At 71.7% G+C, this 20,174-nt stretch carries 20 protein-coding genes and 1 pseudogene; 10 read left to right on the top strand and 11 right to left on the bottom strand.

Going from position 1 to position 20,174, the window contains the following annotated elements; translation table 11 throughout:
* Nucleotides 1–123 precede the first annotated feature (123 nt).
* Nucleotides 124–1,341 carry a glycoside hydrolase family 64 protein gene (locus AB0412_RS10120; RefSeq protein ID WP_366402057.1) on the top strand — a complete coding sequence of 406 codons (1,218 nt, stop codon included), beginning with the start codon at nt 124–126 and terminating at the stop codon, nt 1,339–1,341.
* Nucleotides 1,342–1,485: 144 nt separating this feature from the next.
* Here the strand turns inward: AB0412_RS10120 and AB0412_RS10125 are convergent, their stop codons facing one another.
* A complete protein-coding gene (locus AB0412_RS10125; RefSeq protein WP_366402058.1) occupies nt 1,486–3,069 on the bottom strand; it encodes an FAD-binding oxidoreductase in 1,584 nt (527 codons plus the stop codon).
* A 228-nt stretch (nt 3,070–3,297) separates the two neighbouring features.
* Between AB0412_RS10125 and AB0412_RS10130 the strand changes: the two genes are divergently transcribed.
* Nucleotides 3,298–3,960: a hypothetical protein gene (locus AB0412_RS10130; protein WP_366402059.1), complete on the top strand. Its 663-nt coding sequence runs from the start codon at nt 3,298–3,300 to the stop codon at nt 3,958–3,960.
* A 134-nt stretch (nt 3,961–4,094) separates the two neighbouring features.
* Here AB0412_RS10130 and AB0412_RS10135 read toward each other — a convergent pair whose 3' ends face one another.
* The 5 genes from AB0412_RS10135 to AB0412_RS10155 all read right to left on the bottom strand — a co-directional run bounded on the left by AB0412_RS10135 (nt 4,095) and on the right by AB0412_RS10155 (nt 7,736).
* Entirely contained in the window at nt 4,095–4,955 is an 861-nt protein-coding gene (locus AB0412_RS10135) for an NAD(P)H-binding protein (protein WP_366402060.1), read from the bottom strand.
* 57 nt (nt 4,956–5,012) lie between these two features.
* Entirely contained in the window at nt 5,013–5,804 is a 792-nt protein-coding gene (locus tag AB0412_RS10140) for an SAM-dependent methyltransferase (protein WP_366402061.1), read from the bottom strand.
* A 95-nt stretch (nt 5,805–5,899) separates the two neighbouring features.
* On the bottom strand, nt 5,900–6,301 hold the full coding sequence (locus tag AB0412_RS10145; protein WP_366402062.1) for a DUF2267 domain-containing protein: 402 nt from the start codon (nt 6,299–6,301) through the stop codon (nt 5,900–5,902).
* Between the two features lie 163 nt (nt 6,302–6,464).
* Entirely contained in the window at nt 6,465–6,713 is a 249-nt protein-coding gene (locus AB0412_RS10150; protein WP_366402063.1) for a hypothetical protein, read from the bottom strand.
* Between the two features lie 78 nt (nt 6,714–6,791).
* Nucleotides 6,792–7,736 (bottom strand): RNA polymerase sigma-70 factor, encoded by a 945-nt coding sequence (locus AB0412_RS10155; RefSeq protein ID WP_366402064.1) that lies wholly within the window; start codon nt 7,734–7,736, stop codon nt 6,792–6,794.
* A 174-nt stretch (nt 7,737–7,910) separates the two neighbouring features.
* Here AB0412_RS10155 and AB0412_RS10160 point away from each other — a divergent pair, with 174 nt between their 5' ends.
* The 6 genes from AB0412_RS10160 to AB0412_RS10185 all read left to right on the top strand — a co-directional run bounded on the left by AB0412_RS10160 (nt 7,911) and on the right by AB0412_RS10185 (nt 13,154).
* Entirely contained in the window at nt 7,911–8,396 is a 486-nt protein-coding gene (locus AB0412_RS10160) for a carboxymuconolactone decarboxylase family protein (RefSeq protein ID WP_366402065.1), read from the top strand.
* 31 nt (nt 8,397–8,427) lie between these two features.
* Nucleotides 8,428–9,546: a CapA family protein gene (locus AB0412_RS10165; RefSeq protein ID WP_366402066.1), complete on the top strand. Its 1,119-nt coding sequence runs from the start codon at nt 8,428–8,430 to the stop codon at nt 9,544–9,546.
* 185 nt (nt 9,547–9,731) lie between these two features.
* On the top strand, nt 9,732–10,058 hold the full coding sequence (locus AB0412_RS10170; RefSeq protein WP_366402067.1) for a J domain-containing protein: 327 nt from the start codon (nt 9,732–9,734) through the stop codon (nt 10,056–10,058).
* A 58-nt stretch (nt 10,059–10,116) separates the two neighbouring features.
* Entirely contained in the window at nt 10,117–11,988 is a 1,872-nt protein-coding gene (gene dnaK / locus AB0412_RS10175; protein WP_366402068.1) for a molecular chaperone DnaK, read from the top strand.
* Nucleotides 11,989–11,990: 2 nt separating this feature from the next.
* On the top strand, nt 11,991–12,575 hold the full coding sequence (grpE, locus tag AB0412_RS10180) for a nucleotide exchange factor GrpE (protein WP_366402069.1): 585 nt from the start codon (nt 11,991–11,993) through the stop codon (nt 12,573–12,575).
* A gap of 114 nt (nt 12,576–12,689) precedes the next feature.
* Nucleotides 12,690–13,154, top strand: a complete 465-nt coding sequence (locus AB0412_RS10185) for a PPOX class F420-dependent oxidoreductase (RefSeq protein WP_366402070.1) — start codon at nt 12,690–12,692, stop codon at nt 13,152–13,154.
* A 140-nt stretch (nt 13,155–13,294) separates the two neighbouring features.
* On the opposite strand, the pseudogene AB0412_RS10190 reads toward AB0412_RS10185, so the two are convergent.
* The 3 genes and pseudogenes from AB0412_RS10190 to AB0412_RS10200 form a co-directional block, all read right to left on the bottom strand.
* A pseudogene (locus AB0412_RS10190) lies at nt 13,295–13,498 on the bottom strand (transposase); the annotation flags it as partial.
* Between the two features lie 23 nt (nt 13,499–13,521).
* Nucleotides 13,522–15,159: an amidohydrolase gene (locus AB0412_RS10195; protein ID WP_366402071.1), complete on the bottom strand. Its 1,638-nt coding sequence runs from the start codon at nt 15,157–15,159 to the stop codon at nt 13,522–13,524.
* A gap of 54 nt (nt 15,160–15,213) precedes the next feature.
* A complete protein-coding gene (locus AB0412_RS10200) occupies nt 15,214–16,758 on the bottom strand; it encodes an APC family permease (protein ID WP_366402072.1) in 1,545 nt (514 codons plus the stop codon).
* A gap of 162 nt (nt 16,759–16,920) precedes the next feature.
* On the opposite strand from AB0412_RS10200, the gene AB0412_RS10205 reads away from it, so the two are divergent.
* Both AB0412_RS10205 and AB0412_RS10210 read left to right on the top strand, forming a co-directional pair.
* Nucleotides 16,921–17,532, top strand: a complete 612-nt coding sequence (locus tag AB0412_RS10205) for a TetR/AcrR family transcriptional regulator C-terminal domain-containing protein (protein WP_366402073.1) — start codon at nt 16,921–16,923, stop codon at nt 17,530–17,532.
* A gap of 148 nt (nt 17,533–17,680) precedes the next feature.
* Nucleotides 17,681–18,565, top strand: a complete 885-nt coding sequence (locus AB0412_RS10210; protein ID WP_366402074.1) for an endonuclease/exonuclease/phosphatase family protein — start codon at nt 17,681–17,683, stop codon at nt 18,563–18,565.
* A 24-nt stretch (nt 18,566–18,589) separates the two neighbouring features.
* Here AB0412_RS10210 and AB0412_RS10215 read toward each other — a convergent pair whose 3' ends face one another.
* Nucleotides 18,590–18,922 (bottom strand): putative quinol monooxygenase, encoded by a 333-nt coding sequence (locus AB0412_RS10215; protein WP_366402075.1) that lies wholly within the window; start codon nt 18,920–18,922, stop codon nt 18,590–18,592.
* A gap of 62 nt (nt 18,923–18,984) precedes the next feature.
* Nucleotides 18,985–20,157 carry an anhydro-N-acetylmuramic acid kinase gene (locus AB0412_RS10220; protein ID WP_366402076.1) on the bottom strand — a complete coding sequence of 391 codons (1,173 nt, stop codon included), beginning with the start codon at nt 20,155–20,157 and terminating at the stop codon, nt 18,985–18,987.
* Nucleotides 20,158–20,174: the final 17 nt, after the last annotated feature.

Genomic DNA, 20,174 nt, shown 5'->3' on the forward strand with positions numbered 1-20,174 from the left:
TGACGAATGCCTGATCATGTAGGAACGGCACCGCACCGACCGTTGACAGGTGCATATCAGCGCAGGACGCTGAGAGCGCTCTCAAGAATTCTGGAATTCGGCCATCGTCGAACGGAGCAGAGCATGCTGCGCCTCATCAGACATACCCGCGAACGACGGGCCGCCGTGGCAGGTCTGGCGCTGGCCACCGTCCTCGCAGGGTCACTCCTCACAGCCGGAACGGACTCGCCCGCCCACGCCGCCGTCCCGGCGACGATCCCCCTGAAGATCACCAACAACTCGGGCCGCGCCGAGCAGCTGTACGTCTACAACCTGGGCACCGACCTGTCGAGCGGCCGGCAGGGCTGGGCCGACGCGAACGGCACCTTCCACCCCTGGCCCGCCGGCGGTAACCCGCCGACTCCCGCGCCCGACGCCTCGATACCGGGACCGGCCCCAGGGCAGACGGCGACGATCCGCCTGCCGAAGTTCTCCGGCCGCGTCTACTTCTCCTACGGTCAGAAACTGGTGTTCAAGCTGACCACCGGAGGTCTGGTCCAGCCCGCCGTGCAGAACCCCTCGGACCCCAACCGCAGCATCCTGTTCAACTGGTCGGAGTACACGCTCAACGACTCCGGCCTGTGGCTCAACAGCACCCAGGTGGACATGTTCTCCGCGCCGTACAGCGTCGGAGTCCAGCGAGCCGACGGAAGCACGGTGTCCACAGGACAGCTCAAGCCCGGCGGCTACAACGGCTTCTTCAACGCCCTCCGCGCCCAGCCCGGAGGCTGGGCCAACCTGATCCAGACCCGCCCCGACGGCACTGTCCTGCGGGCACTGGCCCCTCTCTACGGCGTCGAGACCGGTGCCCTCCCCGCCTCCGTCATGGACGACTACATCAATCGCGTCTGGCAGAGGTACTCCACTTCCACGCTCACGGTGACCCCCTTCGCCGATCAGCCCGGCACCAAGTACTACGGCCGCGTCTCCGGCGACGTCATGAACTTCACCAACACCTCCGGCGCCGTCGTCACCAGCTTCCACAAGCCCGACGCCTCCTCCGTCCTCGGCTGTCACAGAAGGCTCGACGCGCCCAACGACCAAGTCCGCGGCCCCATTTCGCGTACGCTCTGCGCAGGCTTCAACCGCTCCACCCTCCTGGTCAACCCGAACCAGCCGGACTCGAGCGCCGCCGCGTTCTACCAGGACGCCGTCACCAACCACTACGCCCGTCTCGTCCACGCGCAGATGGCCGACGGAAAGGCATACGCCTTCGCCTTCGACGACGTGGGCCACCACGAGTCCCTCGTCCACGACGGCAACCCCCGCGAGGCCCGGCTCACCCTCGACCCCATGAACTGATCCCCTGGCCCCCTGACCCCCGACACGTCTCCGGCCCGCGGCGCGCCCCACTCCCGCCGACTCTCCGGCGGACGTGTCGTCCCCCGCACCCCACCGGCACCGCGGCGACCGACCGCGGTGCCGGTGACGTCGGGCCTCCCGCGTTCACCGCGCCGGAAGCAGTACCCCCGGGTTGAGGATCCCCGCCGGGTCCAGGGCGGACTTGGCGGCGGTGAGTGCCGCGGCGAAGGGGGAGGGGCGCTGCCCGTCGTACCAGGGCCGGTGATCGCGGCCGACCGCGTGATGGTGGGTGATCGTGCCGCCGTGCGCCATGATCGCCTCGGACACGGCGGCCTTGATGTGGTCCCACTGGGCGACCATGCCGCCCCAGCGGCCGGGGGCGTACACGCCGAAGTACGGCGCCGGACCGTCCGGGTAGACATGGGTGAAGCGGCAGGTCACCACCCCGGTTCCGGCCACCTCCTTCAGGGCCTGCCGCGCCGCCTCGGTGACCGACTCGTGGAGTGCCGCGAACCGGTCCCACGTACAGGCCGTCTCGAACGTCTCGGCGATCACACCGTGGCGGGCCAGCGCGTCACGCTGGTACGGCATCCGAAGGAACGACGAGCGCCACGACTCGCCCGCCGTGTCACGTCTCGCCGCCTCGTCCCCGGCCTCACCGCTCGCCTCCCCGCCGTGGTCCCGGCACAGCTCCACGGCCCGCTCCAGGCTGCCGTCCACCGGATGGTCCGCCGATTCGAAGGCGAGGACGAGTACGCCGCCGCCCACACTCACACCCGCGTTGAGCAGCGACTCGGTCGCGTCCAGGAGGCGGCAGTTCGCGGGGTGCAAGCCGCTCTGGGCGATCGCCCGGGTGGCCGCCACCGCCGTCGCGAAATCCTCGAACCGCACGGACGCCCTGGCACGCCAACGGGGCCGCTGCTGCAGGCGCATCCACGCCTCGGTGATGATGCCGAGCGCTCCCTCGCTGCCGAGGAAGAGGCGATCCGGTGACGGTCCCGCGCCGGATCCCGGCAGCCGCCTCGACTCGCTGGTCCCGCTCGGTGTCACCACGCGCATCGACTCGACCAGATCGTCGATGTGCGTGTACAGCGTCGCGTAGTGCCCACCGGCCCGCGTGGCGAGCCAGCCGCCCAGCGTCGAGAACTCGAAGGACTGCGGATAGTGACGCAGGGTCAGATCGTGCGGCCTCAGCTGCTTCTCCAGGTGCGGGCCGAGGACTCCGGCCTGGATCCGCGCCGCCCGGCTCGCCCGGTCGATCTCCAGGACCCGGTCCAGACCGCCGAGGTCCACGGTGACGACGCCCGGCCTGCCGTCGCATCGCGGCTCGACGCCCCCCACCACCGAACTGCCGCCGCCGTACGGAACGACGGCGATGTCCTCGCGCGTGCACCAGTCGAGGACGTCGATCACGTCCCGTTCGTCGCGGGGGCGTACCACGAGGTCCGGTACGTGGCGCAGATCCCCGTGCAGATTGCGCACCACGTCCCGGAACGCCTTCCCGTGCGCGTGCGCGGCCCGGTCGACCGGGTCGGCGGAGCACAGGCCGGCCAGCGGAGCCGGCGGGGTGACCCGGGGGCGGGGGAGTCCGAGTGAGGCGATGTCGGGTGGCTCATGGTCCGTCGGTTCACCCGGCAGGAGGACCCGCACACGCTCGAGCAGCGCCCGGAGCTCGGCCCCGCGCACCGCGTCCTCGACGTTTCCCCAACCCCACCACGACCGCGTCATGCGTCTCCCTGCCCCTGGTAAATGCCGTCACCCAAGCACGTATTGACTGAGCGTCAGTTAGCCGATCAACTACAACTTTGCCGTTCCTTGGTGTAGCTGCGCCGTCGTTTACGTGAGCCTCAAGGGCACAGGACGGTGACCCCAGCCCCGTCGGCAACTCGACACGACTCTGGTGTCACCGTTCCCCCCACGTTCGTGTGAGAGGCAACAACGATGACAGTGAACCGCATGCTGCGCCACGGTGGCCGTGCCGTGGCGCTGACCGCCGTCGCGCTCGGGACCGTCGCCGCGACGGCCCTGCCCGCCGCAGCCGACGAACAGCCCACCCGGGAGCAGATCCTGGCCGACTGCGCCTCCGGTGAGGGCCAGTGCACCTTCAACGAACCGCGGATCGGTGAGGCCTTCCTCGGCGAGGCCCGCCAGGTGTCCGATCTGCTCTACAACTGCTCCACCTCACCCGCCTCCCAGACGCTGAGCTGGGCCGACACGGTGGGCTCCAGCCACTCCGTCGGAGGCTCGGTCACCGTCGGCGGTGGGATCGAGGGCATCATCAGCGCCAGTGTGACCGCGACGTACAACTACACCTGGCAGAGCTCGCACACGGAGACCAGCACCGCGACCGTGACCGTGGCGCCGGGCGAGGTGGGATGGATCTCCCGCGCCCAGGTCATGCAGCGCATATCCGGGACGTGGCAGACGCACTACGAGGACCGCAAGTGGGGGCACTACTACTGGTTCGTGCCCGACGTCATCACCAGTCCTGCCCCGAACGGCACGGACGGCAAGCGGAGCGCGGTGATGGTCAAGTCCCGCGAGATGACCGCCGAGGAGAAGCAGTCCTGCGCCGCCTCCGAGTCCACCGAGGACCAGGTCTTCACCCGCGCCGGCTGACCGGGCCGGGCCCCGCCGGCGCGCGGCGGCGGGGCCGGGCCTGACCGCCCCGCCGCCTGCCGCTGGCACACCCAGTGCCCACCAGAACCACCCGCGGTTGAAGGCCGGTTGCGCGGTGAGCCAGGCCAGGGCGCTCAGCCCCTGCTTCCTCCCGGCCGCGCCCGGAAGACGTCCGCGTGGTCCGCCGCCCACTGGGTGAACGTGCGGGCAGGGCGGCCGGTGACCTTCTGGACGGTGTCGACGACTGTGCGCCCCACCTCGGGCGTGTTCCCGTACGCCTCGAGCAGGAAGCCGATCACGTCCTCCGGGTGCCCCGCCGCCCGCCACTGCGCCACGGCCTGCTCCTCGGTCAGCTCGACCAGCGTGATGTCCCGGCCGCGTGCGGCGGCGATCGTCCTCACCTTGTCGCCGACGGTCAGCAGCTCGGGTCCGGTGATCACGTACTCCTGGCGCCCGTGTCCCTCCTCGGTGAGCGCGACCGCCGCGACCGCGCCGATGTCGCCCTCGTGCACCATCGCGCTCAGCCGCGACACGAACGGCTCGCGGACCTCGTCCGAGTTCACGATCGAGTCCGCCCACTCCAGGGCGTTGGCCATGAACTCGACCGGCATGAGGACCGTCCAGTCCACGCCGTCGTCGGCGCGCACCGCGTCCTCCAGCAGGGACGGCCCGCCGCCGTGCAGCACCGTGACCCGGTGTACGCCGGCGGCGCGGGCCAGTTCCAGGATCCGGGGGCCGGTCTCCAGCGGGGCGAAGTAGGGGCCGCCGAAGGTGATCAGATGGAGGCCCGTGACCCCGTCCAGCGCGGGGACGAGGCTCTCGGGGTCGGTCAGGTCGCCCTGGACGACCTCGACGCCGGCCGGGAGACCGCCGGCCCGCGCCGCGTCCCGGGTGAGGGCGCGCACCGCGTGGCCGCGGGCGAGCAGTTCGGCGACGACCTGGCGGCCGACGGTTCCGGTGGCGCCGGTGACAAGGATCTTCTGGGTCTGTGTCATGCCCTGACGGTAGAAAGCGTTGCGGTCACCTTCTGTCCGCAAAGGGAATCGCGCGGCTCACCGCTTGCGGGCCACACCGCCGAACATGGCGACCTCGGCCGGGGGCTCGCCTCCGGCGGGTGCCGTGCGCCACCGGTTGCAGGAGACCACGCCCGGCGGCAGAAGCTCCAGGCCGTCGAAGAAGCGGGTGACGGCCTCCGGGGTGCGCTGGGTGAGTCTCGGGGTGCCGTGGGCGTTCCAGAACTCCACCGCGGCGTCCACATCGGGCATGTCCGGCCGGGTGATCGTGTGGGACAGCACCAGGTGGCTGCCGGCCGGCAGGGCGTCCATCAGCCGGCGCACGATGCCGTACGCCTCGGTGTCGTCCTCGACGAAGATGACCACCCCGAGCAGGATCAGCGCCACGGGCCGGGTCAGGTCGAGGCATTTGCCCGCCTGTTCGAGGATGCTGTCGACGTTGCGCAGATCCTCCTCCAGGTACTCGGTGCGCCCCTCGGGGGAACTGGCCAGCAGCGCCTCGGCATGGGCGAGGACGATCGGGTCGTTGTCGACGTAGACGATGCGGGACTCGGGCGCCAGCCGCTGGGCCACCTCGTGGGTGTTGTCGGCGGTGGGCAGCCCCGTGCCGATGTCGAGGAACTGCCGTATCCCGCACTCGGTCACCAGATGACTCACCGCGTGCTTGAGGAACTCACGATCCGCGCGGGCGTACTCACCGATGCCGGGATGCAGTGCGCGGATCTGCTCACCGGCCTGCCGGTCGACCTCGTAGTGGTCCTTGCCACCCAGCCAGTAGTTCCAGATCCGCGCCGTGTGCGGCTGATCGGTCCTGATCCTGCCCTCGGACATCCGGTGCGCTCCCCTTCGTACGGTCGGTTCCCAAGTGTCAACCTACCGAACGAAGTTGAGTCCGCGGTGCTCGGGAGGGCCCGGACGTCACCGGATCAGTCCGCCCCCTCCGCCGCGCGGCCCGCGGGGAGCAGCTCGCGGATGTCCGAGGGCAGCGCGCCCGCCACGTGGTCCATCAGCTCCGGGGCGAGCGCGGCGTCGAGCACCTCCAGTACGGCTGCGGCCTCACGCAGGGCCATGTCCTCGTCCGTACCGGCCCGGCCGGCGATCCGTCCGGCGAAGGTGGCCAGGTCGAACCGCTCGCCGGAGGTGTCCGCCGACTGACGGACCGAATCGGCCAGTTCCCGGGGCAGCTGGGCGGTCATGTGGTCGGCCAGGCCGGACGGCAGCCGCTCGGCCAGCGTGGTCAGCACGGCCTGCGCCGCCCGCTCGGCCGGACCCCTGCCCGGCAGCCGGGTCAGCGCCTGCACCTTCCCGATCATCTCGTCGTGCTGCATGAGAGGGATGTCCTTCCCCGTGGTGCGGTCCGCCGGCACCGCCGACGGCTGGGCGAGGGACGAGTACCCGTCTGCGCGGTGCTCCTCCGAGGCCGTCGACGAGCGCGTGGGAAGGGCGGCGGTGCCGTCCCACCCGGGCCCGCCGGAGCGATGTCACCTCATGTCATCGGGCGCAGCCGACGTCCAGGACTTCGATCACGTCACCGTGGCGGGTGTACACGAGCCAGCACCAGTCGCCGAAGGCCGCGGCCAGATCCGAGGCCTGTGTCTCCCGGTCGCCGGCCACGGCCCCGATGAGCGTGATGATTTCCTCATGCACCTCGTCCGGGACGTCGAACAGTACGCTCGCGGCCTGCTGGACCATTTCCACTTTCATCTCGCCTCCCGCGGACAGCAGGAGCAGCCGGATCAAGAGGTCTGACCAGCATAGTCCTCCGTTCGCCGCACGCCGAGAGGGTTCGCCGAAAGGGGATCGCGGGGGCTGGCGGGCTCACCGGCACAACGTGGTCTCCCGTCCCATGCGCACCAGCTTCTCGGGGTTGCGCACGGCGTAGAGCCCGGTGATGAGTCCGTCGTCGACGCGCACCGCCAGGACGGTGTCGAGCACGCCGTCGAGCCGGAAGAGCAGCGCCGGATACGCGTTGACCTGTGCCGGCCGCAGGGACAGCGAGCCCCGGTACCTGCCGAACCCGCCGAGCAGCAGACGGGCCACCTTGTCGGCCCCCACGACGGGCCGCGTCACAGCCTGCCTGATCCCGCCACCGTCCCCCAACAGCACGACATCCGGCGCGAGGACGTCCAGCAGACCCTGCAGATCGCCCGTCTCGGTGGCCCGCCGGAAGGCGGCGAGCGCGTCCCGTGTCTCGGCCGGGGACACCGCGCCGCGCGGTCGCCGTGCCGCGACGTGGGCCCGTGCGCGGTGAGCGACCTGACGGACCGCCGCCGGGCTCTTGTCAACGGCCTCCGCGATCTCGTCGTACCCGAGGCCGAACACCTCACGCAGCACGAACACGGCCCGCTCGGTCGGCGTGAGCGTCTCCATCACCAGCAGCATCGCCATCGAGACGCTGTCGGCCAGTTCGACGTCGTCGGCGACGTCCGGTGCGGTGAGCAGCGGCTCGGGCAGCCAGGGGCCGACGTAGGACTCCTTGCGGCGGCCGAGCGTACGCAGCCGGCTCAGCGCCTGCCGCGTGGTGATCCGGACGAGATACGCACGCCGGTCCCGCACCCCGGCGAGATCGACGCCGGACCAGCGCAGCCAGGTCTCCTGCAGCACGTCCTCCGCGTCCGCGGCCGAGCCGAGCATCTCGTAGGCGACGGTGAACAGCAGATTGCGATGGGCGACGAACGCCTCGGTGGCCCGGTCCGCCTCTCCGCCGTGCCGTTCCGCCCCTGCGTCCGCTCGCTGCCCGTGCTTGGTGTGCTCGCTGTCCACCGGACGCTCCTGCCTTCTCGCGCTCGACCACGACACGCACACATGACGCCGGCCGTCCCTGCTCTGTGACATCCGCGGGCGGTGGCGCACGTCACACGGTCCACGGCGTCACGGGGAGCGGCCCGGCGGCATCTCGTGGTCATCCGATCCACCACCCCGAGTGAGGACGAGGTCATGGACGCTCGATTCAACCTGTTCGACAACGAGCTCGCCGTCCGGTTCGCCAAGCGCTTCGCCGGCGCCGGCCTGGTGATCCACCAGTCGTCGCTGCCCAGGTCCACTCAGGAACTGGTGTCCCTGCGCGCCAGCCAGATCAACGGCTGCGGTCACTGCGTCGACATGCACACCAAGGAGGCCGCGGCCGCCGGCGAGACCGCGCTCCGGCTCCACCTGGTCGCCGCCTGGCGCGAATCCACCGTGTTCACGGAGGCCGAGCGGGCGGCACTGGCGCTCGCCGAGGAGGGCACCCGGCTCGCCGACGCCCACACCGGCGTGTCCGACGAGACCTGGGAGCAGGTGCGCAAGCACTACGACGACGACCAGATCGCGGCGCTGGTCTCCTTGGTCGCGCTGATCAACGCGGCGAACCGGCTCGCCGTGATCGTGCACCAGAAGGGCGGCTCCTATGAGCCCGGCATGTACGCCGCTATGTCCGGCTGACCGGCCTTGAGCACCGGCCTACCGTGGAAGCATGGGCGGCAGCGTGGTGACGCTGTTCCTGTGCGGTGACGTGATGCTCGGGCGCGGCGTCGACCAGATCCTGGCGCATCCCGCCGATCCGGCGCTGCGGGAGGCGTACGTCGGCGACGCGCGCGAGTACGTCCGGCTGGCGGAGTCGGCGAACGGCCCGATCCCCGCACCCGTGGCACCGTCCTGGCCGTGGGGCGAGGCGCTGCGGGTCCTGGACGAGGCCGCGGTGGACGCCAGGATTGTGAACCTGGAGACGTCGGTCACGCGCAGCGACACCTACGCGCCCGGCAAGGGGATCCACTACCGGATGCACCCGGACAACGTCGCCGCCCTCACCGTGGCCCGCCCCGACGTGTGCGTCCTGGCCAACAACCACGTCCTGGACTTCGGCCGCCCCGGCCTGCTGGAGACCCTGGACACGCTGGCCCGCGCCGGCCTGACGACGGCGGGCGCGGGCCACGACGCCGAGGAGGCCCACGCCCCCGCGACGATCGCCCTGCCGGGCGGCGGGCGGATACTCGTGTTCGCCCTCGGCTCGGCCACCAGTGGCATCCCGTCCGGCTGGGCGGCCGCTGCCGACCAGCCAGGCGTCGCGTACGTCCCCGAACTGTCGCGGTGGGAGGCCGACGCCGTCGTCGAGCGTGTGCGGCGGGTCCGCCGGGACGGCGACGTGGTGGTCGCCTCCGTGCACTGGGGCTCCAACTGGGGATACCGCGTCCCCGGGGACCAGGCGCGTTTCGCACACGCCCTGGTCGAGGGCGGGGTCGACCTCGTCCACGGCCATTCCTCCCACCACCCGCGCCCGCTGGAGGTGTACCGGCAACGGCTGATCCTGTACGGCTGCGGAGACTTCATCGACGACTACGAAGGAATCGGGGGCTACGAGAAGTACCGCGACGACCTCCGCCTGGCCTTCCTGGTGTCCGTCCGCGCCGCCGACGGTCACCTGGCCGGCCTGCGGATGGTGCCGCTGCGGGCCCGGCGGATGACGCTGGAGCGGGCACCCGAGGAGGACAGCCGCTGGCTGCGGGCGACGCTGGAGCGGATCAGCCACGGCGTACAGGTCGCCCTCGAACCCGACGGCACGCTCGTCAGCCGATGTCGAACAGCGGGCGGGTGAGCGTCAGTCCCAGCGGGAGCCGCCGCCGGCCCGCCCCTGGAGGAGGCGTACCAGTACCAGGATGTAGACGCACGACGTCCCACAGACGGCCCGCCAGCCTTGACAAGAGCGAACTCAAGTTTTATTCAGATGACATAGGCAACCCGGTCCGATGTCGCAGTTCGCAGGGCAGGGAGGTGGCCTGGATGACGGTGCCGGACCTGTACGCGGTGCTGGGGGTCGAGCCCTCGGCGACGGCCGAGGTGATCACCTCCGCCTTCCGCCGCCGGGTACGGGAGCTGCGCCCCGACACCCGGGTGGACGCCGTGACCGCAGAGGAGTTCGGGCAGGTGCGGTCGGCGTACGAGACGCTGCGCGACCCCGTGCGGCGCGCGGCCTACGACCAGACGTACGGCAGGACCCGCCGGCAGCCCCCGGTCCCGCCGCGCCGTCGCTACCTCGTCGTCCTCGGCACCCCGCCCGCCGAACCGCCGCTGCGTGCGGGACCGGTCCGCTGGGAGCCCGGCCGGTGACCCGACGGCCCGGGCCGGCAGGACGTGCACCGGGCATGCGCGAGGAAGGAGAGTCCAGATGGCCCGTTCGGTCGGCATCGATCTCGGTACGACGAACTCGGTGGTCTCCGTCCTGGAAGGCGGCGAGCCCACCGTCATCACCAACACGGAGGGCGCCCGCACCACACCGTCGGTCGTGGGCTTCGCCAAGAACGGTGACGTGCTGGTCGGCGAGGTCGCCAAGCGGCAGGCCGTGACGAACGTGGAGCGCACCGCGCGCTCGGTGAAGCGGCACGTGGGCGATCACAGCTGGCGCTTCCCCGAGCACGGGGACATCGACGGCAAGCGCTACACCGCGCAGGAGATCTCCGCCCGCGTGCTGCAGAAGCTGAAGCGGGACGCGGAGGCGTACCTGGGGGAGGACGTCACCGACGCGGTGATCACCGTGCCCGCCTACTTCGACGACGCGCAGCGGCAGGCCACGAAGGAGGCCGGTGAGATCGCGGGCCTGAACGTGCTCCGGATCATCAACGAGCCGACGGCCGCGGCACTGGCGTACGGCCTGGACAAGGAGAACGACCAGACCGTGCTCGTCTTCGACCTCGGCGGCGGCACCTTCGACGTGTCCCTGCTCGAGATGGGCGAGGGCGTCATCGAGGTGAAGGCCACCAACGGCGACACGCATCTCGGCGGTGACGACTGGGACCAGCGGATCGTCGACCACCTGGTGAAGCAGTTCAAGAACAACTACGGCGTCGACCTGTCCAAGGACAAGATGGCCGTGCAGCGCCTGAGGGAGGCTGCGGAGAAGGCGAAGATCGAACTGTCCAGCTCCACCGAGACCACCATCAACCTGCCCTACATCACCGCGTCCGCCGAGGGCCCGCTGCACCTCGACGAGAAGCTGACCCGCGCCCAGTTCCAGCAGCTGACGGCCGACCTGCTGGAGCGCTGCACCGGCCCGTTCCACAACGCCGTCAAGGACGCCGGGATCAAGGTGTCCGACATCGACCACGTCGTCCTGGTGGGCGGTTCCACGCGGATGCCGGCGGTGACGGAGCTGGTGAAGGAACTCACCGGCAAGGACCCGCACAAGGGCGTCAACCCGGACGAGGTGGTGGCCGTCGGAGCCTCCCTGCAGGCCGGTGTGCTCAAGGGCGAGGTCAAGGACGTCCTGCTGCTCGACGTCACCCCGCTGTCCCTCGGCATCGAGACCAAGGGCGGCATCATGACCAAGCTGATCGAGCGCAACACCACGATCCCCACCCGCCGTTCGGAGATCTTCACCACGGCCGAGGACAACCAGCCGTCCGTGACCATCCAGGTCTTCCAGGGCGAGCGGGAGATCGCGGCGTACAACAAGAAGCTCGGCATGTTCGAGCTGACCGGCATCCCGCCGGCGCCGCGCGGCGTGCCGCAGATCGAGGTGGCCTTCGACATCGACGCCAACGGCATCATGCACGTCTCCGCCAAGGACCTCGGCACGGGCAAGGAACAGAAGATGACGGTGACCGGCGGCTCGGCGCTGCCCCGGGACGACATCGACCGCATGGTCCGCGAGGCCGAGCAGCACGCCGAGGAGGACCGCAGGCGCCGGGAGGCCGCGGAGACCCGCAACCAGGGCGAACAGCTCGTCTACCAGACCGAGAAGCTCCTGAAGGACAACGAGGGCAGGATCCCGGCCGACGCCCGGAGCGAGACGGAGACCGCGCTGGCCGACCTGAAGGACAAGCTGAAGGACGAGAACGCGGACACCGCGGCGATCCGGCAGGCCGTCGACCGGACGGCGCAGGCCGCGCAGCGGATCGGCACGGCCCTGTACGAGCAGGCGCGCCCCGAGGGCACGGCATCGGCAGGCACCCCCACGTCCGCCGGATCCGGCGGTTCCGGCACGGAGGACGAGGTGGTGGACGCCGAGATCGTCGACGACGACAAGCCGGAGGCGAGCTGACGATGGATCAGGACGGGCTGCAGAGCAGGGATCCGGCACAGCTGCAGCGTCTGCTGGAGGAGCGCACGGCCGACCTGCAGCGGGTCAAGGCCGAGTACGACAACTACCGCAAGCGGGTGGCCCGGGACCGCATGGCCGTCCGCACCGTCGCGGCGGCCAACGTCGTACGCGCGCTGCTGCCCGTCCTCGACGCCGTCGACCGCACCTGCGCCCACGAGCCCCCGACTCCCGGCCTGAAGGACATCACCGACACCCTGTGGACCCAGCTGGCCTCGCTCGGCGTGACGGCGTTCGGTGCGCAGGGCGCCCCGTTCGACCCCGCGTGCCACGAGGCCGTCGCCTACCACGTCGACCCTGACGCCCAGGAGATGACCTGCACCACGGTTCTCCGCCCCGGTTACCGCCTCGGAGCCGATCTGCTGCGCCCCGCCCACGTGGAGGTGACCGGCCCGCCGCCCCCGGCGCGCAACGCGCCCGCGACGGACCACGGCAGTGAGGTACACGGAAGCAGAACGGGGGGCCGGCCCGCCCGCCCGTGCCCCGCGCCGGCACACCCTGTGATCCAGGGGCCGTGGTCCGACTCCTGACCCCGGCCCACGACCGCGGATTACGTCCGCCCGCCGTCGGGGAATGACCTTGGCGGCCGAACCCGGCCGCGTGCCCCCCGGCACGACCCCTCCGACCGAAGGCTGCTCCCCACCATGGCCCGCTCCATCGCCACCAGCACCCGCGTCGACCTCGACGGCCTGCTCGACTTCGTCCGCCCCCGCCACCGCGCCCTGCTGATCACCCGCCGCGCCGACGGCTCCCCTCAGGCATCGCCGCTGACCTGCGGCGTGGACGACGCCGGGCGCCTGGTGGTGTCCACGTACCCCGAACGGGCCAAGACCCGCAACGCACGCCGTGACCCCGCCGTCAGCGTCGTCGTCCTGTCGGACGAGTGGAACGGCCCCTGGGTGCAGATCGACGGGCAGGCCGAAGTGCTCGACGTCCCGGACGCCGTCGAACCCCTGGTCGAGTACTACCGGAACATCTCCGGGGAGCATCCGGACTGGGACGAGTACCGCACCGCGATGATCGAGCAGGGCAAGTCCCTCATCCGCATCACCCCCCGCCGCTGGGGACCGATCGCGACGGGGGGATTCCCCGCCCGCCTCGCCGACTGATCGGGACGACCGCGCGCTTCCGGGCGTCCCCGCAGGTCCGCTTGTACCAGCCAGTCGATGTCTCCGGCCGCATCGGCCTTGGCCTGGATCTGCTGCAGCTCGGGTGAACACACCGTCCAGGGCGTAACGCGGAAGCGGGAGTGCTCCGTCTTCCAGGGACCGTAGCGTTCGGGCAGGTCACGCCGGGAGATCCCGGTGCGGATCTTGTCGACCATCCCGTTGATGACCTGCCGGTTCTCCACCCGTGGCCGGCCCGTGACAGCCCGCGGTATGAGCGGAGCGAGTAACTCCCGGTCCTGATCGGTGAGTTCATGGCGACGTATCACCCCGCCGTGATCCACCACCCGATGATCTTCGAAGACGGACCCTAGACCCGGTGCACGATCGTGCCGCCCGTCATCGTGAGCGTGACCGGTGCCGCGCCCAGCTCGTCGGCGGGCGCGGTGACGGGGTCGACGGCGAACGCCGTGAGGTCGGCCCGGTAGCCCGGCGCGATCCGGCCCGCCACGTCCTGCTCGCCCGCCGCGAGGGCCGCATGCGAGGTGCAGCCCTCGAGGGCCATCAGGCCGGTGAGGGCCTGCTCGGCCGTCACCGGCTCCACGTCCGGCCGGCCCGGCAGCCGGCGCAGCCGGGCGGTGGCGAGCACCTGCCGCGGGTCGTAGTGCGCGATGGGCCAGTCCGAGCCGAGCACGAGGACCGCGCCCGCGTCCCGCAGGTCGCGACAGCGCCAGGCCCGGGCGGCACGCTCCTCGCCGACCCGCTGCGACCACTCGTCGCTGTGGTCGGCGCGGGTGTAGGCGAGGTGGGTGGGCTGCATGGAGGCGGCCACGCCGAGCCGGGCGAAGCGCGCCAGTTGGCCGGTCGGCACCGTCTCGATGTGCTCGATCCGGTGCAGGGCCCGCTGCCCCGGATCGCCGAGCAGTTCCACGGTGTCGAGCACGTGCCGCACGGCCGCGTCCCCGATCGCGTGGGTGGCCGTACGCACCCCGGCACGGGCGAGACGGTGGACAGCGCGCGTGTAGGCGGCGGGGTCCGGCCAGAAGGCCTCGGTGCCCTGACCGTGGCAGTCGGGGTGCTCGAGCCAGGCCGTGCCGCCCTCGACCGTCCCGTCCATGAAGAACTTCACTCCGCCGACCCGCCAGCGGCGTCCGTGCGCGCGCTGCAGTTCGACGAGGTGGTCGAGGCCGTCCTCGTCGGTACCGGGCATGCACCAGGGAGCGATCCGCAGCCGTACCGGCAGCTCGCCGTCCTCCTCGATCGTGGTCAGCAGGCCGAGGACATCCGGTTCCTGAAGGTCCATCACATGGGCGCCCGTCAGCCCCGTCGAGGCCATGTCGTGCAACAGGGTGAGGAGCCGTTCCCGGCGTACGGCCGCGCTCTCGCGCGGCAGGACGGGGTCCATCAAACTCATGGCGTCGAACTCGACGAGATGTCCGCTGGGCCGCCCGTCAGGGTCGCAGACCACCTGGGCCCGCTGCTCGAAGCGGCGCGGCCCGTCGATGCCCGCGGCGGCCAGCGCCGGGCCGCTGGCGAGGGCGGAGTGTCCGTCGTAGAGGCGGATGAAGGCGGGCACGCCGGCGAGGGCGGCGTCGATCAGGTCGTGATGGACGGGCCGGCCGCCGAAGGCGTTGTGGTCCAGCCCGTGCGCGAGGACCCACGCGCCGGGTGCCGCGTCGCGGGCCGCGCTGCTCAGTGCCGCCCGCACCGCATCCAGGTCCCGGCAGCCGGAGAGGTCGATTCCCGCGGCCATCGTGACACCGAGGCAGGGGTGGCTGTGGCCGTCGACCAGGCCGGGCGTGAGGGTGGACCCGGCCAGGTCGACCACCTCGGTGTCCGCGCCTCGCCACTGCCGTATCACGTCCGTCTCGTCGCCGACGTCCGCGATGCGGCCGTCCCTGACCGCGACGGCGCCGGCGGACGGCCGGCCGGGATCGAGGGTGCGGACCCGGGCGCCGGTAACGATCGTGTCGGCTACGGAGGAAAGGGGCTCGGTGGGGTGGGACACGGGTGTGCTTCCTTCTCGTGGGTGCGGGAGGGTGCGGGGCGTCGTACCAGGCAGTCAGCGTGCGCCCGGACCGGCACCGCCGGTCTCGTCCAGGTCGTCCGGCTCCGGTTCGGCCGGTTCGTCCGCGAAGTGCGCGTACACCTCGGGCCTGCTGCGGCGCACGCGCAGCGCCAGGAGCACACCGAGGACGAAGGCGGCAGGGACCAGCAGCACCAGCACGGTGTTGGTGCCGAACGGCGCTCCGGTCATCAGGCCGATCTTGCTGATGACCAGCCACATCGCCGCGGCCATCAGCACGGTCGCCGCCGTCGGCGCGATCAGGGTGCGCCAGCGCCCCTCCTCGTGCCGGACGCGCCGGAAGTGAGCGAGCACCGCCACCGCCGTGAGTGCCTGCAGCGCCATCAAGCCGATGCCGCCCGGGGTGTTCATCCACAGCACCAGTTGCTGGTACGGGTCGGCGCCGGCCAGCGCGAAACCCGATACGAGGAGCAGCGCGAGGATGCTCTGCGCGATGCCCGCCACATACGGCGAGCGATGGCGCGGGTGAACCCTGCCGAGCGCCTCGGGCAGCACGCCCTCCTGCGCGAGGGAGAGCCCGTAGCGGTTGATGGCGTTGTGGAAGGCCAGTTGCGAGGCGATGATGCTGGTGACGATGAAGACGTGCATGAGGTCCGCCGCCCAGCCGCCGACGTACCGCGTCGTCGCGGTGAAGAACAGGCCCATGGGGTCGGTGGCGACGGCGTTCATGATGCGCGAGCTGCCGAAGGCCTGGATGACGATCCAGACGGTGAAGGCGTAGAAGAGACCGAGGAAGCCGACGGCGATGTAGGTGGCCCGCGGGATGGTGCGGCCCGGGTCGCGCGCCTCGCGGCGGTAGATGGCGGTCGACTCGAAGCCGGTGAAGGCGGCGAACGCGAAGGCGAGGACCGCGCCGGTGCCGGGCACCAGCACGTTGTCCGGTGCGAAGGAGTCCAGTGCCAGGCCCTCGGCGCCGCCGTCGAGGAGGACTCCGCCGGCGAGCAGCACCAGGATGCCGGTCTCCGCGAGCAGCAGGACGCCGAGCACCTTCGCACCGAACTCGATGCTGCGATAGCCGAGGAACCAGATCACGAAGACGCCCGCGACGGCGATGGCCGGCCAGGGCACATGGATGCCCCACAGCGCCTCGAGCGCGTCCTGGGTGCCGGTGGCGAGCAGCCCGTACACACCGATCTGCATGCCGTTGTACGCGAGGAGGGCGAGCGTGGCGGCGCCGAAACCGGCGGGCCGGCCGAGCCCGCGGGTGATGAAGGCGTAGAAGCCGCCGCTGCTGCGGACATGCCGGGCCATCGCGGTGAAGCCGACCGCGAAGAGGGCGAGCGCGGCTCCGGCGAGCAGATAGCCGACGGGCGCCCCGACGCCGCCCACACCGATGGCAAGCGGGGCCACACCGGCCATGACGGTCAGGGGCGCGGCGGCGGAGACGACGAAGAACGCGATGTCGGCGACGCCGAGACTGGCCCGGCGCAGCCCCGGCGACTCGCCGCTCACGGCGGAGCGCCTGCGCTGCGGCACGGCATCCTCGGATGCTCCCTGGCGGGGTGCGGACTCTACGGGCATGACGCACGGCCCTTCTTCGACGGGGGAGAGGGGTGGGCGGCGGCCCGGGGCTTCCGGGGGTGGGGAGGGCTGAGGCCGCAGCGAAACCTAAACCATTTCGGTTTAGGTAATGTAGACGGCGGCCGTACGATTCGGGAAGACCTCACGTCAGGAGAAGCGCATATGGGGCGGCCGCGGAAGGCTCTGCTCGACCGGAGGCGTATCGGCCGGACGGCACTCGAACTCGTCGACGAGACGGGCGACTTCACCGTCCCCGAGATCGCACGCAGGCTCGGCGTGCAGACCGCCTCGGTGTACCACCATGTGGACGGCAGGGCCGGGGTGATCGAACTGCTGCGGGAGCAGGTGGCCGACGACCTCGACGCCGCCACGCTCGACGGACACCCCTGGGATGTCGCCCTGGAGGCGTGGGCGCGCTCCTACCGGGCGGCCTTCGCCGCGCACCCCCGGGCCATCCCCATGCTGATGACCTCTCCGGTGCGTGCGCCGCGGGTGATCGAGCAGTACGAGCGGGTGGCCGGCCTGCTGCTGGACGCGGGGTTCGCGCCGGAGACGGTCATGCCGGTCATCACCGGCCTGGACAACCTCGTGCTCGGCTCGGCCCTGGACATGTCGGCGCCCGAGGTGATGTGGGTGGTCGACGCGGGGACCGAGGCCCCGCGACTCGCCGCCGCCCAGGCGGCCACGGGACCGGCCCGCGCCGACCGGGCCTTCGACCTGACGCTCGCGGGATTCCTGGCCCACTGCCGCGGCCTTCTGACGCCGGGTGCGTGAGGGAGCCGCCACTGCGGTCCCCGTCCCGCGGAACGTGAGTGAAACGGCTGCCGGCGGAGCAGAATGCGTGGGTGCGTGAGTCGGTGTCAGAAACGCGACGAGCGCGCCCTGTTCGGTTCCTCCGCCCTCACCTGACCCTGGAGAAGGCATGCAGCCTGGTTTCCGGCGCCCTCTTCGCGGCAGACGTGCCGTCGCCGCGGCCCTGACCGCACTGGCCCTCGCCGCGGTGGCCTCGTCACCCGCCGCCGCGGACACCACCGTCGACGGGACGAAGCCGCGGCCGGTTCCGCTTCGCGTGGCGACCTACAACATCCACGCCGGCGCCGGCCAGGACGGGGTCTTCGACCTGGACCGCACCGCCGACGCCGTACGCGCTCTGGACGCCGACGTGATCGGCCTCCAGGAGGTCGACGTCCACTGGGGCGCCCGCAGCGACTTCGTCGACGAAGCCCGGGCGCTGGCCGAGATGCTGGACATGCGGGTGTTCTTCGCCCCGATCTACGACCTGGACCCGGCCACCGAGGTCGGCGAACGCCGGCAGTTCGGCGTCGCGATACTGAGCCGCTACCCGGTACTGGACGCCGAGAACCACGAGATCACCCGGCTCTCCACCCAGACGCCCGATCCGGTGCCGGCACCGGCGCCCGGGTTCGCCGAGGTGGTGGTGAACGTGCGCGGCGCACACGTGCACGTGTACTCCACGCACCTGGACTACCGGTCCGACCCGTCGGTCCGTGCGGCCCAGGTGACGGACATGCTCGCCGTGCTGGCCGCGGACCGCGGACCGAAGGTCCTGGTCGGCGACTTCAACGCCGAGGCCACGGCCCCGGAACTGGCCCCGCTGTGGGGGTCGCTGCGGGACGCGGCCCCGGACGGCGGCGGTACGTATCCGGCGGTCGGCCCGGTCAGGCGCATCGACTTCGTGACGGTCTCGCCCGACGTCACCGTGGCCGGTGCCCGGACGGTGGCGACGGACGCGTCGGACCACCGCCCGGTCGTCACGGACCTGAGGCTCCACCGGCGCGGCCACTGACCCGCCCGGCGCGCCGGCGGTGCGTCACTCCTGGCCGGAGACGCTCATCTCGCCCAGCAGTGACCAGTCGTCCTGCGGAACCGTCGCGTTCACGATCCTGGGCGTCTCGGCCAGGTGGGGCGGCAGCGTCCGCTGAGCTGCCCGGAAGTGCTCCGACTGCACGTGAGCGGCCCCCGCCTCGTCGTCACGGAAGGCCTCGACCAGCACGTACTCCGTGGGGTCCTCGACGCTGCGGGACCAGTCGAACCACAGGCAGCCCGGCTCCTGCCGGGTGGCCGTGGTGAACTCGGCGGCGATCTGCGGCCACTGGTCGGCGTACTCGGGGCGGATGCGGAACTTGGCGGTGATGAAGATCATCGGTCTCCCTGGTGGTGGCTGTGCGCATGATCGTAGCCGAGCCGCACCGGACGGATCCGGCATCAGGCGGGGAGCACGCGCAGGCGTCGCGGCGGGGTGGCAGCGGGCGCGGGCAGGCGCAGGCCGCGGCGGCCGGGCGTGATCGAGCCCAGCACGCCGGGGTGGCGCGCGCCGGTGCAGGCGGGGACGGTGCCGGGCAGCCCGTGCACGGTGAGGAACCCAAGGACGGCGAAGGCGTGGGCCTCCTTGGCGGCCGAGGGCATCCCCAGCTCGTCGGAGGTCCGCAGCGGGATGCCGCGGAGCGCGGCGCGGAGCATGGACATCAGGGTCGGGTTACGGGTGCCGCCGCCGGAGGCGATGACCTCACTCGCGCCGGCCGAGCGGACCGCGTCGGCGACCGTGCGGGCCGTGAGCTGCGTGACCGTGGCCACGACGTCCTCCGCCGGGAGCCGATCACAGCCGGCCAGGGCCTTGCGCAGATAGGGCCAGTGGAACAGTTCCTTGCCGGTGGTCTTGGGCGGCGGTTGCGCGTAGTACGGCTCGTCCAGGAGCCGCCGCAGCACGGTGGCGTCGACGCTGCCGCGGGCCGCGAGCGCCCCGTCCTTGTCGTAGTCCAGGCGGCCGTCGGTGAGGGCCTGCACGGCCGCGTCGACGAGGGCGTTGGCGGGGCCGGTGTCGAAGGCGACCGGGTCACCCGCCCGGCCTGCGACGGTGAGGTTCGCGATGCCGCCGAGGTTCAGGGCGGCGGGCACGCCGGGCCGGTCGCGCAGCCACATGACGTCGACCATGCTCACCAGGGGAGCACCCTGGCCTCCGGCGGCGACGTCGCGCGAGCGCAGGTCGGAGACCACCGGACAGCCGGTCGCCTCGGCGATCCAGGCGGGCGAGCCGATCTGGAGCGTGCCGTGCACCCGGCCCTGCTCGACCCAGTGGTAGACCGTCTGGCCGTGCGAGACGACGAGTTCGGCGCGGCCGTCGCACAACTCCCGGTCGGCCCGCGCGGCCGTCGCCGCGAACACCTGCCCGATCCGGGTGTCGAGCCGGCACACCTCCCGCATGGTGGTGGGCGCCGGCGGCAAGGCGGCGGCGAGCGCGGTCCGCAGCTCCTTCGGGTAGGCCTCGCTCACCATCCCCAGCGGCTTCAGCAGCAGGCTGTCACCCTGAAGCGTCAGCTCGGCCGCCGCGGCGTCGACCGCGTCGTACGAGGTCCCCGACATCAACCCGACGACCCGCATCCTCGCACCCTTCTCCC

The sequence above is a fragment of the Streptomyces sp. NPDC052012 genome, from assembly GCF_040689265.1.
Classification (GTDB): Bacteria; Actinomycetota; Actinomycetes; order Streptomycetales; family Streptomycetaceae; genus Streptomyces.

Bases quoted from the DNA above. Each gene is read 5' to 3' on its own strand.
- AB0412_RS10220 (WP_366402076.1), bottom strand. From the start codon at position 20,157: ATGCGGGTCGTCGGGTTGATGTCGGGGACCTCGTACGACGCGGTCGAC.
- AB0412_RS10165 (WP_366402066.1), top strand. From the start codon at position 8,428: ATGGGCGGCAGCGTGGTGACGCTGTTCCTGTGCGGTGACGTGATGCTC.
- grpE (WP_366402069.1), top strand. From the start codon at position 11,991: ATGGATCAGGACGGGCTGCAGAGCAGGGATCCGGCACAGCTGCAGCGT.
- dnaK (WP_366402068.1), top strand. From the start codon at position 10,117: ATGGCCCGTTCGGTCGGCATCGATCTCGGTACGACGAACTCGGTGGTC.
- AB0412_RS10200 (WP_366402072.1), bottom strand. From the start codon at position 16,758: ATGCCCGTAGAGTCCGCACCCCGCCAGGGAGCATCCGAGGATGCCGTG.
- AB0412_RS10140 (WP_366402061.1), bottom strand. From the start codon at position 5,804: ATGTCCGAGGGCAGGATCAGGACCGATCAGCCGCACACGGCGCGGATC.
- AB0412_RS10215 (WP_366402075.1), bottom strand. From the start codon at position 18,922: ATGATCTTCATCACCGCCAAGTTCCGCATCCGCCCCGAGTACGCCGAC.
- AB0412_RS10125 (WP_366402058.1), bottom strand. From the start codon at position 3,069: ATGACGCGGTCGTGGTGGGGTTGGGGAAACGTCGAGGACGCGGTGCGC.
- AB0412_RS10205 (WP_366402073.1), top strand. From the start codon at position 16,921: ATGGGGCGGCCGCGGAAGGCTCTGCTCGACCGGAGGCGTATCGGCCGG.
- AB0412_RS10185 (WP_366402070.1), top strand. From the start codon at position 12,690: ATGGCCCGCTCCATCGCCACCAGCACCCGCGTCGACCTCGACGGCCTG.
- AB0412_RS10120 (WP_366402057.1), top strand. From the start codon at position 124: ATGCTGCGCCTCATCAGACATACCCGCGAACGACGGGCCGCCGTGGCA.
- AB0412_RS10145 (WP_366402062.1), bottom strand. From the start codon at position 6,301: ATGCAGCACGACGAGATGATCGGGAAGGTGCAGGCGCTGACCCGGCTG.
- AB0412_RS10160 (WP_366402065.1), top strand. From the start codon at position 7,911: ATGGACGCTCGATTCAACCTGTTCGACAACGAGCTCGCCGTCCGGTTC.
- AB0412_RS10130 (WP_366402059.1), top strand. From the start codon at position 3,298: ATGCTGCGCCACGGTGGCCGTGCCGTGGCGCTGACCGCCGTCGCGCTC.
- AB0412_RS10210 (WP_366402074.1), top strand. From the start codon at position 17,681: ATGCAGCCTGGTTTCCGGCGCCCTCTTCGCGGCAGACGTGCCGTCGCC.
- AB0412_RS10135 (WP_366402060.1), bottom strand. From the start codon at position 4,955: ATGACACAGACCCAGAAGATCCTTGTCACCGGCGCCACCGGAACCGTC.
- AB0412_RS10170 (WP_366402067.1), top strand. From the start codon at position 9,732: ATGACGGTGCCGGACCTGTACGCGGTGCTGGGGGTCGAGCCCTCGGCG.